18 protein-coding genes are annotated in these 17093 nt (G+C 63.5%); 13 read left to right on the top strand and 5 right to left on the bottom strand.

Annotation, left to right across the window (positions count from 1 at the left end; translation table 11 throughout):
- Window positions 1-51: 51 nt before the first annotated feature.
- A protein-coding gene (locus CYJ10_RS12975) for an IS3 family transposase (protein ID WP_101679808.1) occupies window positions 52-1418 on the top strand; the annotation gives its coding sequence in 2 pieces (ribosomal slippage) (window positions 52-529 and window positions 529-1418; 1368 coding nt in all).
- 81 nt (window positions 1419-1499) lie between these two features.
- Here the strand turns inward: CYJ10_RS12975 and CYJ10_RS12980 are convergent.
- Window positions 1500-2738 carry a polyhydroxyalkanoate depolymerase gene (locus CYJ10_RS12980; RefSeq protein ID WP_101681916.1) on the bottom strand — a complete coding sequence of 413 codons (1239 nt, stop codon included), beginning with the start codon at window positions 2736-2738 and terminating at the stop codon, window positions 1500-1502.
- A 232-nt stretch (window positions 2739-2970) separates the two neighbouring features.
- Window positions 2971-4167 carry an amino acid aminotransferase gene (locus CYJ10_RS12985; protein ID WP_101681917.1) on the bottom strand — a complete coding sequence of 399 codons (1197 nt, stop codon included), beginning with the start codon at window positions 4165-4167 and terminating at the stop codon, window positions 2971-2973.
- Between the two features lie 234 nt (window positions 4168-4401).
- Here CYJ10_RS12985 and uvrB point away from each other — a divergent pair, with 234 nt between their 5' ends.
- The 12 genes from uvrB to iscX all read left to right on the top strand — a co-directional run bounded on the left by uvrB (window position 4402) and on the right by iscX (window position 13638).
- Complete coding sequence (gene uvrB / locus CYJ10_RS12990; RefSeq protein WP_101681918.1) at window positions 4402-6495, top strand: excinuclease ABC subunit UvrB; 2094 nt, start codon at window positions 4402-4404, stop codon at window positions 6493-6495.
- A 107-nt stretch (window positions 6496-6602) separates the two neighbouring features.
- Entirely contained in the window at window positions 6603-6824 is a 222-nt protein-coding gene (locus tag CYJ10_RS12995; RefSeq protein ID WP_066738836.1) for a hypothetical protein, read from the top strand.
- Window positions 6825-6870: 46 nt separating this feature from the next.
- On the top strand, window positions 6871-7110 hold the full coding sequence (locus tag CYJ10_RS13000) for a hypothetical protein (RefSeq protein WP_101681919.1): 240 nt from the start codon (window positions 6871-6873) through the stop codon (window positions 7108-7110).
- A 48-nt stretch (window positions 7111-7158) separates the two neighbouring features.
- Complete coding sequence (locus CYJ10_RS13005; RefSeq protein ID WP_101681920.1) at window positions 7159-7638, top strand: low molecular weight protein-tyrosine-phosphatase; 480 nt, start codon at window positions 7159-7161, stop codon at window positions 7636-7638.
- A gap of 197 nt (window positions 7639-7835) precedes the next feature.
- Window positions 7836-8390 (top strand): Fe-S cluster assembly transcriptional regulator IscR, encoded by a 555-nt coding sequence (gene iscR / locus CYJ10_RS13010; RefSeq protein ID WP_066738832.1) that lies wholly within the window; start codon window positions 7836-7838, stop codon window positions 8388-8390.
- A gap of 74 nt (window positions 8391-8464) precedes the next feature.
- A complete protein-coding gene (locus tag CYJ10_RS13015) occupies window positions 8465-9685 on the top strand; it encodes an IscS subfamily cysteine desulfurase (protein WP_101681921.1) in 1221 nt (406 codons plus the stop codon).
- A gap of 55 nt (window positions 9686-9740) precedes the next feature.
- Window positions 9741-10142, top strand: coding sequence for a Fe-S cluster assembly scaffold IscU (gene iscU / locus CYJ10_RS13020; protein WP_066738828.1), 402 nt, complete (start codon window positions 9741-9743; stop codon window positions 10140-10142).
- A gap of 80 nt (window positions 10143-10222) precedes the next feature.
- A complete protein-coding gene (iscA, locus tag CYJ10_RS13025; protein ID WP_101682131.1) occupies window positions 10223-10543 on the top strand; it encodes an iron-sulfur cluster assembly protein IscA in 321 nt (106 codons plus the stop codon).
- Window positions 10544-10646: 103 nt separating this feature from the next.
- On the top strand, window positions 10647-11165 hold the full coding sequence (gene hscB / locus CYJ10_RS13030) for a Fe-S protein assembly co-chaperone HscB (protein WP_101681922.1): 519 nt from the start codon (window positions 10647-10649) through the stop codon (window positions 11163-11165).
- Between the two features lie 9 nt (window positions 11166-11174).
- Window positions 11175-13040, top strand: coding sequence for a Fe-S protein assembly chaperone HscA (gene hscA / locus CYJ10_RS13035; RefSeq protein ID WP_101681923.1), 1866 nt, complete (start codon window positions 11175-11177; stop codon window positions 13038-13040).
- A 42-nt stretch (window positions 13041-13082) separates the two neighbouring features.
- Window positions 13083-13421, top strand: coding sequence for an ISC system 2Fe-2S type ferredoxin (gene fdx / locus CYJ10_RS13040; RefSeq protein ID WP_101681924.1), 339 nt, complete (start codon window positions 13083-13085; stop codon window positions 13419-13421).
- Between the two features lie 22 nt (window positions 13422-13443).
- Complete coding sequence (iscX, locus tag CYJ10_RS13045) at window positions 13444-13638, top strand: Fe-S cluster assembly protein IscX (protein WP_066738820.1); 195 nt, start codon at window positions 13444-13446, stop codon at window positions 13636-13638.
- 110 nt (window positions 13639-13748) lie between these two features.
- On the opposite strand, the gene CYJ10_RS34685 is transcribed toward iscX, so the two are convergent.
- The 3 genes from CYJ10_RS34685 to CYJ10_RS13060 all read right to left on the bottom strand — a co-directional run bounded on the left by CYJ10_RS34685 (window position 13749) and on the right by CYJ10_RS13060 (window position 17067).
- Window positions 13749-14456 (bottom strand): glycine zipper 2TM domain-containing protein, encoded by a 708-nt coding sequence (locus CYJ10_RS34685; RefSeq protein ID WP_257993295.1) that lies wholly within the window; start codon window positions 14454-14456, stop codon window positions 13749-13751.
- Window positions 14457-14701: 245 nt separating this feature from the next.
- Window positions 14702-16246 (bottom strand): lysine--tRNA ligase, encoded by a 1545-nt coding sequence (gene lysS, locus CYJ10_RS13055; protein ID WP_101681925.1) that lies wholly within the window; start codon window positions 16244-16246, stop codon window positions 14702-14704.
- Window positions 16247-16296: 50 nt separating this feature from the next.
- Window positions 16297-17067: an SDR family oxidoreductase gene (locus CYJ10_RS13060; protein WP_101681926.1), complete on the bottom strand. Its 771-nt coding sequence runs from the start codon at window positions 17065-17067 to the stop codon at window positions 16297-16299.
- Window positions 17068-17093: the final 26 nt, after the last annotated feature.

Consider the following 17093-nt stretch of genomic DNA (forward strand, 5'->3'; position numbering starts at 1 on the left):
TGAACTGCACCCCAAAAGTTGGACATAGATCCAACCTTTGGGGTGTTTTTCATGACGAAGTACGACGAGGCGCTCAAGCGTCAGGTGGTTAGGGAACATTTGTCGGGGACGATATCGACCACGGCTTTGAGCGAGAAGCATGGGATAGACAGGTCTATAGTTCGTCGCTGGATCAGTGCCTGGGAGCATCATGGAGAAGCCGGGCTGCGCAAGAAGCATGAAGCCTTTGGTGCCGAGTTCAAGCTAGCGGTGCTGCATCATATGTGGCGCCACGAGTTGTCTTATGCGCAGACCAGTGCTGTCTTCGACTTGCGCGATACCGGCGGAGTCAGCCGGTGGGAACGCCAGTATCATGAGGGCGGTATCGATGCCCTCAAGCCGCGCCGCAAAGGCCGGCCACCCAACATGTCCCAGCCCAAGCAGGATCCCCAACTCACTCCGGAGCCGGCTCAAAACGAGCGCTCGCGCGAGGATTTGCTCAAGGAGAATGAGTATCTGCGCGCGGAGGTGGCGTACCTAAAAAAGTTGGATGCCCTGCTCCGGGCCAAGGAGCAAGCGGCGCCAAAGAAAAAGCGCAAGTCGTGAACGCCTTGCGCGAGCATCACCCGCTGCCAATCCTGCTCAAGATCGCCGCTCTGGCGCGCAGCACGTTCTACTACCAACTCACGGCAAGCAAGGCCGGAGATCGTCACGGGGAACTCAAGGAGCGCATCCAACGTGTGTATGCCGAGCACAAGGGCCGATATGGCTACCGCCGGATTACGGCAACGCTGCGTCAGACGGGGACGTTGATCAATCACAAAACCGTGCAACGGCTGATGTCGGTGTTGTGGTTGAAGTCGCTCGTGCGGCCCAAGAAGTACCGCTCGTACCGAGGTCAGGTGGGGCGAGTCGCCCCTAATCTGCTTCAGCGCGAGTTCGAGGCGAGCAAACCGAATGAGAAATGGGTGACGGACGTGACCGAGTTCAACGTAGGCGGCAAGAAGCTGTATCTCTCGCCCGTCCTGGACCTATACAACGGGGAGATCATCGCTTGGCAAACCAGTGAGCGGCCCGACTTCGCATTGATCCGGGAGATGCTCGACAAGGCATTGCGGAAGCTGCGACCCGGCGAAGCCCCTTTGCTCCATTCGGATCAGGGCTGGGCCTATCAAATGGCGGCGTATCGCCGAAAGCTGGCCGCACGAGGCTTGCAACAGAGCATGTCTCGCAAGGGAAACTGCCTGGACAACGCGGCCATGGAAAGCTTCTTCGGCACGCTCAAGTCAGAATGCTTCCGGCTTGAGCGTTTCGCCGATATCGACCAACTGCGCAAAGGCATAGCCGAATACATCCGGTACTACAATCACGACCGCATCAAGCTCAAACTAAAAGGGCTGAGCCCCGTGCAATACAGGACTCAGCCCTTCGCGGCCTAACTTACCCGTCCAACTTTACGGGGTCAGTTCAGATATCGCGGGCGTTTTGCCGTTCTGGCCCTGGTCGGGGCCACGCTACGTTCAATACTTGCGGATGAAGTCGCGCAGTTCCGGGTAGATGTTCTCGCGCCAGCGACGGCCCGAGAAGATCCCGTAGTGGCCGCACTTCGGCGCGGTGATGTGTTGCTTGCGCGCTTTCGGAATGCCGGCGCACAGGTCGTGCGCGGCGGCCGTCTGGCCCGCGCCCGAGATGTCGTCGAGCTCGCCTTCGATCGTCAGCAGCGCGGTGCCCTTGATGTCCTGCGGACGCACCGGGTCGCCATCGATCTCCCACGTGCCGTTGGCCAGGCGGAATTCCTGGAACACTTCGCGGATCGTATCGAGGTAGTAGTCGGCCGCCATGTCCAGCACGGCGTTGTATTCGTCGTAGAAGCGCACGTGGGCTTCGGCGTCGTCGGCGTCGCCCTCGATCAGGCTCAGGTAATAGTCATAGTGCGACGACAGGTGGCGGTCCGGATTCATCGCCACGAAGCCGGCGTGCTGCAGGAAGCCCGGATAGACCTTGCGGCCATGGCCCGGATAGTTCGCCGGCACGGTGTAGATGACGTTGTTCTCGAACCACTCGTACGACTTGTTCGTCGCCAGGGAATTGACCGACGTCGGGCTCTTGCGGGCGTCGATCGGGCCACCCATCATCGTCATCGTGCGCGGCGTCTTTTCGCCGGCCGACGCCATCAGCGAGATCGCGGCCAGCACCGGGACAGTGGGCTGGCAGACCGAGACCACGTGCAGCTTGTCGGCGCCGATATGGCGGATGAATTCCTGGATGTAGTAGATGTAGTCGGCCAGGTGGAACGCGCCGTCCTCGGCCGGCACCATGCGAGCGTCGATCCAGTCGGTCACGTAGACCTTGTGGTCCTGCAGCAGCGTGCGCACGGTATCGCGCAGCAGCGTGGCATGGTGGCCCGACAGCGGCGCGCAGACCAGTACTACCGGCTCGTCCTTGAGCAGCTTGATGGTCTCGGGGTCGTCGGCGTAGCGCTTGAACCGCACCAGCTTGCAGAACGGCTTTTCCAGCACGGTCTGTTCGACGATGGGGATCTCGCGGCCATTCGAGCGCACGCTCTTGATGCCGAACTCCGGCTTCTCGTATTCCTTGCCGAGCCGGTACAGCAGCTCATATCCGGCCGCCATCCGGGGCGCGCCCGGAATCAGCGAGAGCGGGCTGAGGGGGTTCGTAAATGTCTTGGCGGTCGCCTGGGCCCACGCGGTCAGCGGGTTCAGCATCGAGCGCTGGAATTCATGCAGTTGGTAAAGCATGCCGGTACCTGTCTAGCCTTTCTTGTCGCGAGTGCTTGTCGCGCAACTGATTATGCCCGCAATCGAACTATCGTGCTTTGCAGCATACCCTTCCAAATTACGCCGGCAAGCGGGGAAGACAATAGGACATTGGCGCTAAATCTGGATGACACCGGCCGACAATGGCAAAAAAGGCGACCGGAGTGGCCTCCAGGTCGCCTTTTCTTGCTGACGCAGGGTCAGGTGTTGCTTTTTAGTACACGGCGGCGATGGCGTTGACCACGGCGTCGATGTTGCGGCTGTTCAACGCTGCCACGCAGATCCGGCCGGTGCCGACGGCGTAGATGCCGTGCTCGGTGCGCAGGAGGTCCACCTGGGCCGACGTCAGGCCCGAGTACGAGAACATGCCGCGCTGGGACTTCACGAACGAGAAGTCGCCCGGCACGCCCTTGGCGGCCAGCTTGTCGACCAGCGCGTTACGCATCAGCTTGATGCGGTCGCGCATTTCGCCCAGTTCCTGTTCCCACATGGCGCGCAGTTCCGGGCTGTTCAGCACGGTGGCCACGACGGTGCCGCCATGGGTCGGCGGGTTGGAGTAGTTCGTGCGGATCACACGCTTGATCTGCGACATCACGCGCAGGCCTTCTTCCTTGCCCGTGGTGACGATCGACAGGGCGCCCACGCGCTCGCCGTACAGCGAGAAGCTCTTCGAGAACGAGCTCGACACGAAGAACGGCAAGCCCGATTCGGCGAACAGGCGGACGGCGGCGCCGTCCGGCTCGATGCCTTCGGCAAAGCCCTGGTAGGCCATGTCCAGGAACGGGATCAGGTTGCGTTCCTTGACCAGTTCCACCACCTGCTTCCACTGGGCGTCATTCAGGTCCACGCCGGTCGGGTTGTGGCAGCAGGCGTGCAGCACGACGATCGTATTGGCCGGATACGACTTCAGCGATTCCACCATGCCGGCGAAGTTCAGGCCATGCGACGGGGCATCGTAGTAGGTGTAGTTGATCACCGGGAAACCGGCGGCCTCGAACAGCGCGCGGTGGTTTTCCCAGCTCGGGTCGCTGATGGCGACCGATGCGTTCGGGTACAGGCGCTTCAGGAAGTCGGCGCCGATCTTCAGGGCGCCCGTGCCGCCAAGTGCCTGAGCCGTCACGACGCGGCCTTCGGCGATCAGGGCCGAATCCTTGCCGAACAGCAGCGTCTGCACGGCCTGGTCGTAGGCGGCGATGCCTTCGATGGGAAGGTAGCCGCGCGGCGTGGCGGTGGCCAGGCGGGCCTTCTCGGCTTCCTGGACAGCGCGCAGTAGCGGAATTTTCCCTTCGTCGGTGAAGTACACGCCAACGCCCAGATTCACCTTGGTGGCGCGGGTATCGGCATTGAATGCTTCATTCAGGCCCAGGATCGGGTCGCGCGGGGCCATCTCGACGGCAGAAAACAAACTCATTTGGGATCTCGTGGTCAGCTGTGTAACAAAACGGAGGGCGTAGAATGCTTGGAACTGCGCTGTGGCTGCGGCGGCACCGGCGTCGGGATCCTGGCATTCTTTCCTGTCACTACTGACAGAACCTGACAGCATCCCTGCGGCAAACTACCAGGTCAAACCGGGCTTGAACCGATCCGCGCAACCCCCAGATTCTAGCGTATCCCGCCAGTATTCCTCAGGTTTTTCCCTACGTTTATGACGAATCTAGCCGAAGTCGCCCCGCCCCTGGACGAAGACAAATTCGTCACGTTCCCGGGGTCTCCGTTCCAGTTGTACCAGCCGTATCTGCCCGCGGGCGACCAGCCCGAGGCCATCCGGCAATTGATGGAGGGGGTGGATGACGGCCTGTCGTTCCAGACGCTGCTGGGCGTGACCGGTTCGGGCAAGACTTTCACGATGGCCAATGTGATCGCCCGGATGGGGCGGCCGGCCATCGTATTTGCGCCAAACAAGACGCTGGCGGCCCAGCTTTACTCGGAATTCCGCGAGTTTTTCCCGCGTAATGCGGTGGAATACTTCGTCAGCTATTACGACTACTACCAGCCCGAGGCCTATGTGCCGCAGCGCGACCTGTTCATCGAAAAGGACTCGTCGATCAACGAGCACATCGAGCAGATGCGGCTGTCGGCCACCAAGAGCCTGCTGGAGCGGCGCGACACGATCATCGTGGCGACGGTGTCGGCGATCTACGGTATCGGCAATCCAAGCGAATACCACAAGATGATCCTGACGCTGCGCACCGGCGACAAGCTGAGCCAGCGCGACGTGATCGCACGGCTGATCGCCATGCAGTACACGCGCAACGAGACCGATTTCCAGCGGGGCACGTTCCGCGTGCGCGGCGACACGCTCGATATCTTCCCGGCCGAGCATGCCGAGATGGCCGTGCGCGTGGAGCTGTTTGACGACGAGGTCGATTCGCTGCAGTTCTTCGACCCGCTCACCGGCCGCGTGCGCCAGAAGATTCCGCGCTTCACGGTCTACCCGTCCAGCCACTATGTGACGCCGCGCGAAACCGTTCTGCGCGCCATCGAGGACATCAAGGTGGAGCTGCGCGAGCGGCTCGACTTCTTCTACAAGGAAAACCGGCTGGTCGAGGCGCAGCGGCTGGAGCAGCGCACGCGGTTCGACCTGGAAATGCTGTCCGAGCTGGGATTCTGCAAGGGCATCGAGAACTATTCGCGGCACCTGTCGGGTGCCAAGCCGGGCGAGCCGCCGCCGACACTGGTGGACTACCTGCCGCCCGACGCGCTGATGTTCCTGGACGAATCGCACGTGCTGATCGGCCAGTTGAACGGCATGTACAACGGCGACCGGGCGCGCAAGACCACGCTGGTGGAATTTGGCTTCCGGCTGCCGTCGGCTCTGGACAACCGGCCGCTGAAATTCGAGGAATACGAGCGCAAGATGCGCCAGGCGGTCTTCGTGACCGCCACGCCGGCGAACTACGAGAAGGAGCACGCGGGGCAGGTGGTGGAGCAGGTGGTGCGGCCGACCGGCCTGGTCGATCCGATCATCCACGTGCGGCCGGCCACCACGCAGGTGGACGACCTGCTCAGCGAGATCCACCTGCGGCTGCAGGTCGGCGAGCGCGTGCTGGTGACCACGCTGACCAAGCGCATGGCCGAGCAACTGACAGAGTTCCTGTCGGAAAACGGCATCAAGGTGCGCTACCTGCATTCGGACATCGATACGGTCGAGCGCGTGGAAATCATTCGCGACCTGCGGCTGGGCACGTTTGACGTGCTGGTGGGGATCAACCTGCTGCGCGAGGGCCTGGATATTCCGGAGGTATCGCTGGTGGCCATCCTCGACGCCGACAAGGAGGGTTTCCTGCGTGCGGAGCGGTCGCTGATCCAGACCATCGGGCGGGCCGCGCGTAACGTCAATGGCACGGCGATTCTCTACGGCGACCGCATGACCGATTCGATGAAGGTGGCGATCCAGGAAACCGAGCGCCGCCGCGCCAAGCAGATGGCGCACAACGAAGCCCACGGCATTACGCCGCGCGGCGTGGTCAAGCGGATCAAGGACATCATCGATGGCGTCTACAACGCCGACGACGTCAAGGCGGAACTGACGGCCGCTGCGGAGCGCGCTAGGTACGAGGACATGAGCGAGAAGCAGGTGGCCAAGGAAATCAAGCGCCTGGAAAAGCAGATGCTCGATCACGCCAAGAACCTGGAGTTCGAGAAGGCCGCCCAGGTGCGCGACCAATTGGCCAAGCTGCGCGCCCAGGTGTTCGGGGCCGGCGCCGAAGGCGACCATCTGCTGCCGCCGTCAAGCTGAGGGAAGACCTGATCGGCGCCCGATGGGCATGGTGCGCCACGGCATCCTATAGTGATTAGGCAATCCGCCCAGCGCGGGACGCCGGATCACGAACCAGGGAGTGTGCCATGGTGACACAGTTCGAATATGGTGGTTATACGGTCGTTGCCCGTGCCATTGCGCATGCGGGCGGCGGCTTCGCCGGGGTGCTGACCATTTCCGATGCGTTTGGCGAGCCCGGCGGGCCGACGTTTGAAACGGAAACCGGCTCGGCCGATACGCCAGAGGCAGCGCTAGCGCTGGCGGAGGCCGAAGCCATGCGGACGATAGATGCCGGCGAGGTAAGCTGAACCCCGAATCTGCGCCCAAAGAAGACCGGCACGCCAGGAGACACTGATGTCCTATAGCAGTGAATGGAAAAAGAGGGTTTACGAAACGCACGAGATCCAGGTGCTGGTGAAACCCCGATCGCCCATCGAATGGGACTACACGGTCCGTGTGTGCCGCAAGGGCACCAACATCCGCGCGGCCGATACGCTGGTCGAAACGTCGCCTCCGACAGAGCACTACAAGTCGCCTGCGGACGCCGAAACGGCCGGGTTCGCGCGCGGCAAAGCGCTCGCCGAGCGGCTCTAGCGCCTGACGCTGGTTTTCAACGGCGTGGGGGCGGGTAAAATCGCGCCGATGGAAAAATATGCCATTCTAATGTGTTGCATGGGCAACATCTGCCGTTCCCCGACGGCGGAGGGCGTGCTGCGCGCCAAGCTTCAGGCCGCTGGTCTGGCCGATCGCGTGGAGCTGGACTCCGCCGGAACCCATGACTATCACGTAGGCCGCGCCCCCGACACCCGCAGCCAGCGCCACGCGCTGCAGCGTGGCTACGATCTGTCCGCGCTACGCGCCCGTCAGGTCGAAGTGGCGGACTTTGATCGATTCGATCTGGTGCTGGCGATGGACCTCGCCAACATGGACGGCCTGCGCCGGCTGCACCCAGAAGTCAGCCCCGACAAGCTGCGCCTGCTGATGAGCTTTGCCTCGCGTTATCAGGTCGAGGAAGTGCCTGATCCGTACTATGGCGAGGGCAACGGCTTCGAGCGCGTGCTGGACTACATCGAGGACGCCTGCGACGGTGTGGTCGCCATGCTGCGGCGCGAACTTGCCTGAGCCGGACAATCCAAATCGTCCCATGTCCATGCCGGAAATCAAGCCGGCGTGCTTTGCATGGCTGTTTTCCGAAGCGGCGGCGGGTGGATCGTTATGGGACGTGGAATAGTGCGTTGCGGGATGGGGTACTTGACTGATTTAGTCGGGATATCTTAAACTCGACCGAAATTCTCAAGTATTCCCTCTCCCCGAGCATCATGAGACTGACCACCAAAGGCCGCTTTGCGGTAACCGCCATGATTGACTTGGCCATGCGCCAGGATCAGGGTCCTGTCACGCTGGCAGGCATCAGTCAGCGTCAGAAGATCTCGCTGTCGTACCTGGAGCAGCTGTTTGGCAAGCTGCGCCGTCACGAGATCGTCGAAAGCGTGCGCGGTCCGGGCGGTGGTTACAGCCTCGCGCGCAAGGCCGAGGACGTTACCGTGGCAGACATCATCATTGCCGTGGACGAGCCGCTCGATGCCACCCAGTGCGGTGGAAAGGGCAATTGTAACGGAGATGACGGATCCGGACGCTGCATGACCCACGAGCTGTGGGCCACGCTGAACCAGAAGATGGTCGAGTACCTGGACTCCGTATCGCTGAAGAATCTCGTTGACCAGCAACGCGCCCGCCAGCCGGCGGTCCTGCACGACATGCGCGAAGACGCCGCGCAGCAGCCTGTGACCGTTTCGCGCGGCAAGGCCGAGAAGCAGGAAAAGCCGGCGCGGGCTCGCGTGGTCAACTCGGTGTTCAGCCTCGCGCAGTCGTAAGCAAGGTTGCAGCACCCGCATTAAACTATCGGTAGGCAGTACGCGATTAGCGATCCCTATAAGGCAGTCATAAGATGAGCACCACCCCACATTTCCCGATCTACATGGATTACTCGGCCACCACGCCGGTGGACCCGCGCGTGGCGGACAAGATGATTCCGTACCTGCGCGAGCAGTTTGGCAATCCGGCGTCGCGCAGCCATGCGTACGGCTGGGATGCCGAGCGCGCCGTGGAAGAGGCGCGCGAGCAGGTGGCGGCGCTGGTGGGGGCCGATCCGCGCGAGATCGTGTGGACGTCGGGGGCCACCGAGTCGGACAACCTCGGCATCAAGGGCGCGGCCAATTTCTACTCGGGCAAGGGCAAGCACATCATCACCGTGAAGACCGAGCACAAGGCCGTGCTGGACACCACGCGTGAACTGGAACGCCAGGGCTTCGAGGTGACGTACCTCGACGTCAAGGACGACGGCCTGATCGACATGGACGTGTTCAAGCAGGCGATCCGCCCGGACACGATCGTGGTGTCGGTGATGCTGGTGAATAACGAGATCGGCGTGATCCAGGACGTCGAGCAGATCGGCGAGATCTGCCGCGAGAAGGGCATCATTTTCCACTGCGATGCCGCGCAGGCCACCGGCAAGGTTGCGATCAACCTGGCCACGCTGAAGTGCGACCTGATGTCGTTCTCCGCCCACAAGACCTACGGCCCGAAGGGCATCGGCGCGCTGTACGTACGCCGCAAGCCGCGCGTGCGTATCGAAGCGCAGATGCACGGCGGTGGCCACGAGCGCGGCATGCGTTCGGGCACGCTGGCCACGCACCAGATCGTCGGCATGGGCGAGGCATTCCGCCTGGCCCGCGAGGAAATGGCCACCGAGAACGAGCGTATCCGCATGCTGCGTGACCGCCTGTGGAACGGCCTGTCGTCGATGGAAGAGGTGTACCTGAACGGTTCGATGGAACACCGCGTGCCGCACAACCTGAACGTCAGCTTCAACTTCGTCGAAGGCGAATCGCTGATCATGGCCATCAAGGACGTGGCCGTGTCGTCGGGTTCGGCGTGCACGTCGGCGTCGCTGGAGCCTTCGTACGTGCTGCGTGCCCTGGGCCGCAACGACGAACTGGCCCATAGCTCGATCCGCTTCACGGTTGGCCGTTTTACGACCGAAGCCGAGATCGACTATACCGTCGAGCTGCTCAAGAACAAGATCGGCAAGCTGCGCGACCTGTCGCCGCTGTGGGAGATGTTCAAGGACGGCGTCGACCTGAATTCGATCCAGTGGGCCGCGCACTGATTGCGACCCACGGTAAAAACAAGAACCCCATAAAGATTCGTCAGAGGTAACCAAAATGTCTTACAGCAACCAGGTTCTCGACCACTATGAAAATCCGCGCAACGTCGGTTCGTTCGACAAGAACGACGACGCGGTGGGTACCGGCATGGTCGGCGCCCCGGCCTGCGGCGACGTGATGAAGCTGCAGATCAAGGTGAACGAGGCGGGCGTGATCGAAGACGCCAAGTTCAAGACCTACGGCTGCGGCTCGGCCATCGCGTCGTCGTCGCTGGTGACCGAATGGGTCAAGGGCAAGACCGTGGATCAGGCACTGGAGATCAAGAACACCCAGATCGCCGAAGAACTGGCGCTGCCGCCGGTGAAGATCCACTGCTCGATCCTGGCGGAAGACGCCATCAAGGCGGCCGTCGAGGATTACAAGAAGAAGCACGGCGGCGCCGAGCAGAAGGCTGCCTGAGCGGCGTCGTCCGCTTCAGACGGGATGGTGTGGCCGCGCGCGGTGCGGTATCGCGCGTGGCGTTCGACAGCAAGGCAAAGATGATCACGATGACCGAAAAGGCGGCGAAACACGTTTCCCGCTACCTGGAACGCCGCGGCAAGGGCCTGGGCCTGCGCGTGGGCGTGAAGACCACCGGCTGCTCGGGCCTGGCGTACAAGCTCGAGTACGTGGACGAACTGCATCCGGAAGACCAGGTATTCGAGACGCATGGCATCAAGGTGATCGTGGATCCGAAGAGCCTGCCGTACATCGACGGTACCGAACTGGACTTCGCGCGCGAGGGCTTGAACGAAGGCTTCAAGTTCAATAACCCGAACGTCAAGGACGAGTGCGGCTGCGGCGAGTCGTTCCGGGTCTGATGGCCGGTGCCGCGCCCGGATCGGCAACCGATGCGAGGGCGGCAACACGACAAGGGGCGGCATGACCGCTCCTTTTTGTTGTGATGTTTTGGAAAGACGCGCTTTGAAAGACGATTTTTTCTCGCTGTTCGGGCTGCCCGCCCAATACGAAGTGGACGAAGCCGCGCTGGACGCGGCGTATCGCACCGTCCAGTCGCAAGCGCACCCTGACCGCTTTGCCAATGCCGGCGATGCCGAGCGGCGCGTGGCCATGCAGTGGGCCGCGCACGCCAACGAGGCGTACCGCACGCTGCGCCAGCCGCTGAAGCGGGCCATCTATCTGCTGCACCTGCGGGGCGTGGACATCCAGGCCGAAAGCAATACGGCGATGGCGCCGGCCTTCCTGATGCAGCAGATGGAATGGCGCGAGGCGCTGCAGGACGCGACGCAGGCGCGTGACGTCGACCAGCTCGACGCCGTACTGCGCGACCTGCGCCAGGAAAAACGCGAACGCCACGCCGCACTCGGCGCGCTGCTCGATGCCGGTGACAACGAAGCCGCCGGCGCCGCCGCGCGCCAGCTGATGTTTATCGAGAAGATCGAACACGACGCCAGCGAGGCGATCGATCGGCTCGAAGATTAGAAGATTCTCATGGCACTGCTCCAGATTTCCGAACCAGGCATGTCGCCAGCGCCTCACCAGCGCCGGCTCGCCGTTGGCATCGACCTTGGCACCACCAACTCACTGGTGGCCGCCGTGCGCAACAGCATTCCCGAAGTCCTGCCCGACGACGATGGCCGCGCGCTGTTGCCGTCGGTCGTGCGCTACCTGCCGAACGGCAACCCGCATATCGGCTACAAGGCCCAGGACGAAGCGGTGCGCGATCCCAAGAACACGATCGTTTCCGTGAAGCGGTTCATGGGGCGTGGCCTGCGTGACGTGGCTAACATCGAACACAGCCCGTACGACTTTGTCGATGCACCGGGCATGGTGCAGTTGAAGACCGCTGCCGGCATCAAGAGCCCGGTGGAAGTCTCGGCCGAGATCCTGGCCACGCTGCGCCAGCGTGCCGAGGATTCGCTCGGCGACGAACTGGTGGGCGCCGTGATCACGGTGCCCGCGTATTTTGACGACGCGCAGCGTCAGGCCACCAAGGACGCCGCGCAACTGGCGGGCCTGGACGTGATGCGGTTGCTCAACGAGCCGACCGCCGCGGCCATCGCCTACGGCCTGGACAATGCCGCCGAAGGCATCTACGCAGTGTACGACCTCGGTGGCGGCACGTTCGATATTTCGGTGCTCAAGCTGACAAAGGGCGTGTTCGAGGTGATGTCCACCGGCGGCGATTCGGCCCTGGGCGGCGACGACTTCGACCAGCGCCTGCTGTGCTGGGTCGTGGAGCAGGCCAGCCTGCAGCCGCTGTCGGCCGAGGATACGCGCCTGCTGATGATGCGCGCGCGCGCCGCCAAGGAAGCCCTGTCCGCAAGCGACAGCACCGTGATCGACGCGGTGCTGACGACCGGCGAGATCGTGCATCTGCCGCTGGACGCCCAGTCGTTCATCGCCATCACCGCCAACCTGGTGCAGAAGACCCTGACGCCGGTGCGCAAGGCGCTGCGCGATGCCGGTGTCACGCCCGACGACGTCAAGGGCGTGGTGCTGGTGGGCGGCGCGACGCGCATGCCGGCGATCCGCAAGGCCGTCGGCGAGTATTTTGGCCAGCAGCCGCTGACCAACCTGGACCCGGACAAGGTGGTGGCACTGGGTGCCGCCATGCAGGCGAACCTGCTGGCCGGCAACCATGCGCCGGGCGAAGACTGGCTGCTGCTCGACGTGATCCCGCTGTCGCTGGGCGTGGAAACGATGGGCGGCCTGGTCGAGAAGATCATCCCGCGCAACAGCACGATTCCGGTGGCGCGCGCGCAGGAATTCACCACCTTCAAGGATGGCCAGACGGCCATGGCCATTCACGTGCTGCAGGGCGAGCGCGAACTGGCCAGCGATTGCCGGTCGCTGGCGCGCTTCGAGCTGCGTGGCATTCCGCCGATGGTGGCGGGCGCGGCACGCATCCGCGTGACCTATCAGGTGGATGCGGACGGGCTGCTGTCGGTGTCGGCGCGCGAGACCAATTCGGGCGTGGAAGCGTCGGTGTCGGTCAAGCCGTCGTACGGGCTGGCCGACGACGATATCGCGCGCATGCTGCAGGAGAGCTTCCGCGAGGCCGAGCACGACATGAAGAGCCGTGCGCTGGCTGAGGAACGTGTGGAGGCCGAGCGGCTGGTGGAGGCCACCGGACGTGCGCTGGAAGTCGACGGCGATCTGCTGTCGGCTGACGAACGCGCGGCCGTGGATGCGCTGATGGTCAAGGTGAGCGAGATCGCGCGCGGTGACGACCACCACGCGATCAAGGCGGCTGTCGAGCAGCTGTCGCATGGCACCGACGAATTTGCCGCCCGCCGCATGGATCGCTCGATCAAGAGCGCGCTGGCCGGAAAGAAGGTGCAGGAACTCGGCTGAGCCGTCGCAGTTGCCTGCCAGGAAAGAGAGAACAGGAATCACATGCCACAGATCATCGTTTTGCCCCACGTCGAGTTGTGTCCGGAGGGCGCTGTCTTCGAGGCCGGCGCCGGCACCAGCATCTGCGACGCGCTGCTGAACAACGGTATCAACATTGAGCACGCCTGCGAGAAGTCGTGTGCCTGCACCACGTGCCACGTGGTGGTGCGCGAAGGTTTCAACTCGCTGGAAGATGCCGAGGAAAAAGAGGAAGACCTGCTGGACAAGGCGTGGGGGCTGGAACCCAATTCGCGCCTGTCGTGCCAGGCCCTCGTCGCGGACACGGACCTGACCGTCGAAATTCCGAAGTACACGATCAACCACGCCAAGGAAGGCCACTAAGGCCCGCGCGAGGAGTTTCCCCATGAAATGGACAGATACCTACGACATCGCCGCGGCGCTGTATGACAAGTTTCCTGACGTCGACCCCGTTACGGTGCGATTCACGCAATTGCGCCAGTGGGTGCTGGAACTGGATGGTTTCAGCGACCTGCCGGAGCGCTCGGGCGAGAAGATCCTGGAGGCAATCCAGCAGGCGTGGATCGAGGAAGCGGAGTAAGCCCGGCTGACCCCAGGCGAACCAAGCAAAAAAGCACGGCTGTCACGCCGTGCTTTTTTATTGGTGGTCGGGGCCGAACTCGTCTGACCCGAGCGGCATCTTGAATAACGTCAGCCCGTCACCAGAACGCCACGCTCCAGATGGACGCGCTGGCCCACATCGACCCCCGGCGGGTTCTGATAGGTAAAAGTGCGGCGCGAGCCGTCGTCCATCTTCACGCTGACGCGGTACGACTTGTTGGTGTTCAGCTTCTTTTCGGCGTAGTTGCCGCCGAAGCCGCCCGCTGCCGCGCCGGCCACCGTGCCCAGGATCCGGCCATTGCCGGAGCCGATCTGGTTACCCAGCAGGCCGCCGACTACGGCACCCCCCACGGCGCCCAGACCACTGGTCGGCTTTTCCGCTTCCATCACCTGCACACCAGTCACATGGCCAGCCGTATGACTCGGCCGGGCGGCGGGCTTCTCTTCCGCCTGGGCCTGCTGCGTCGGCTGGGCCGGCGGCGGTGCCGTCGCGTTCTGTGCCTGGCGCGTGTCATAGGCGGGCGGGCGCGTGGTCGATCCCGGTGCCGGCTGGCTCGTCAGCGGCGGTGGCTCGGTCATGACCGGCTGTGCGGATGTGTTGCTGCTGCCGTTGCCATATGCGCCGCTATATGACGCCTCGGTCGTCGGCCCCTGGGTGGCCTTGGTAATCGGCAACACACCCGTCACGGCTGCTACCACCGTCAGGCTGGCCACCACGAGTGCGATGGCGGTTGCGCCCACCAACGGGTTCAGGCGGCGTTGCGACGGCAGGGCGGGGAGGGTTTCCGGACCAGACATTTCTTGTTCTCCAAGTCATCCGCAAGGATGGATACCTAGAGTCTGGCCGAATTACGATCCGGTTTCCGTTTGATTTTGTAAGGATGTGTAGCTGGGAATTGGCTTGAAAATCAGGGGGTTACAGCGGATGCGAGGGGAAGGTGCGCGGGTGTCTGTAACAGCGCGAAGGCGGGGAGGTGGCGGGGGCTCCCCACGCCCAGGCAGGCGTGGGGAACAAGACATGACAACAGGCAGGCGCCTGCCGATCAGTCTTCGCGGCGAAGGTGCGGGAACAGGATCACGTCGCGGATGTTCGGGCTGTCAGTCAGCAGCATGACCAGGCGGTCGATGCCGATGCCGCAGCCGCCGGTCGGGGGCATGCCGTATTCGAGCGCGCGAATATAGTCGGCGTCGAAGTACATGGCTTCCTCGTCGCCGGCGTCCTTCTGCTCCACCTGCTTGCGGAAGCGGTCGGCCTGGTCTTCCGGATCGTTAAGCTCCGAAAAGCCGTTGGCGATCTCGCGGCCCGTGATGAAGAGCTCGAACCGCTCGGTGATGCCCGGCTTCGTGTCCGACGCGCGCGCCAGCGGCGACACTTCCACGGGGTAGTCGACGATATAGGTCGGCTCCCACAGCTGCGACTCTGCCGTTTCCTCGAACAGCACCAGTTGCAGCGTGCCCAGGCCGGCGTTCAGGAACTGCGGCGCGCTGGTGTTGATCTTGAACTTGCTCTTCAGCTCGGCACGCAGGAAGTCGGCGTCGGCCAGCTGTGCATCGGTATATTCCGGCGCGTACTTCTGGATCGCCTGGCAGATGGTCAGGCGATGGAACGGCTTCGACAGATCCAGTTCGCGGCCCTGGTAGTTCAGTACGGCGCTGCCGCTGGCGTCAATGGCGGCCTGGCGGATCAGGTTTTCGGTGAAGTCCATCAGCCAGCGGTAGTCCGTGTAGGCCGCGTAGAACTCCATCATCGTGAACTCGGGGTTGTGGCGCGGGCTCACCCCTTCGTTACGGAAGTTGCGGTTGATCTCGAACACGCGCTCGAAGCCGCCGACGATCAGGCGCTTCAGGTACAGCTCGGGGGCGATACGCATGAACATCTGCATGTCCAGCGCGTTGTGGTGCGTGATGAACGGCTTGGCCGCCGCGCCGCCCGGAATCGGGTGCAGCATCGGCGTTTCCACTTCCATGAAGCCGGCGTCGGACATATGGCGACGCAGCGACGACATCGCCTTGGTGCGGGCGCGGAACGTGTCGCGCGTTTCCGGCGAGACGATCAGGTCCACATAGCGCTGGCGGTATTTCATTTCCTGGTCGGCCAGGCCGTGGAACTTGTCCGGCAGCGGGCGCAGGCTCTTCGACAGCAGGCGCAGTTCGCGCACCTGTACCGACAGCTCGCCCTTGTTGGTGCGGAACAGCTCGCCGCGCGCGCTGATGATGTCGCCCAGGTCCCAGTGCTTGAACGCCGCGTAGACGTCCTCGCCCACCTTGTCGCGCGTGATGTAGAACTGGATCTGGCCGCTGCCGTCCTGCACGGTGGCAAAGCTGGCCTTGCCCATCACGCGCTTGAGCATCATGCGGCCGGCGATCGACACTTCCACCGGGCTGGCTTCCAGCGTTGCCTGGTCGGTCTCGCCATACTGCGCATGCAGCGCGCCGGCCTGGTGCGTCGGGCGGAAATCGTTCGGGAAGGGCACGCCTTGCTCGCGCAGGGCCTGCAGCTTCTCGCGCCGTTCGGCAATGATCTTGTTCTCGTCTACGGCAGGCGCGTCGGCAGGTGCGGCGGCGGGCGTGCGGGTCGGTTCGGTCATGGTGTCAGCTTCGGTCGTGCAAGGCGCGGGGCCTTGCGCGATGGTTCAGTTCAATAGTTGCGGATGTCGTCGAGTTCGGTCTTGCCGAAGTCGGCGCGCTCCAGATAGGCGGCGATGCGTTGCGCGACGTCGTCCGGCGACGCCAGTTGGTCATTCGCCTTCAGGTCGCGGAAGCGCTGCACCTGGGCAAAATCGGCGCCGCGGATGGTCTCCTGCATGCCCGTGTCCACCACGCCCGGTGCCAGCGCCACGGCGCGTACCGAACGATCGTCGGCCAGGCCGGCATACTCGGCGTTGACCGAGCGGATGAACATGTCCAGGCCTGCCTTGCCGGCGCAGTAGGCGCTCCAGCCCGGCACCGGGTTGCGTGCCGCACCCGACGAGATGGCCAGCACCTTGCGCGGGCAGTCCAGGCGCGCGGTGGCGTCGATGAACGCGCCGGTCATCGTCATCGGCGTGACCAGGTTGGTCTGCAGATGCGGTACCAGCGTGTTGTCGTGCAACTCGGTGATCGGGCCGATGGGTTCCACCACACCTGCGTTCAGGATCAGCGTCACGCTGGCCGGGGCATCGTCCACGGCTTCGAGCACGCTGGCCAGCCAGCCGGCCGACGGGCCGGGCTGCGACAGGTCCTGCAGGTGCCAGGCCACCGGCACGCCGCTGGCCGAGGCTTCGCGTTCCAGGTCGGTGTTGCGGCTGCGCGCCACGCCGATGATGCGGTTGCCCGGCTTGAGCAGCGCGCGCACAAGCGACGCGCCCAGGCCGCGCGAGGCGCCGGTGACGATATAGAGATGGGTGGAGCGGGGCGTTCCGGTGGTCATGACGTGGACCTTGTTCGATGAAACGG

This window comes from Cupriavidus pauculus (assembly GCF_002858765.1).
Classification (GTDB): Bacteria; Pseudomonadota; Gammaproteobacteria; order Burkholderiales; family Burkholderiaceae; genus Cupriavidus; species Cupriavidus pauculus_B.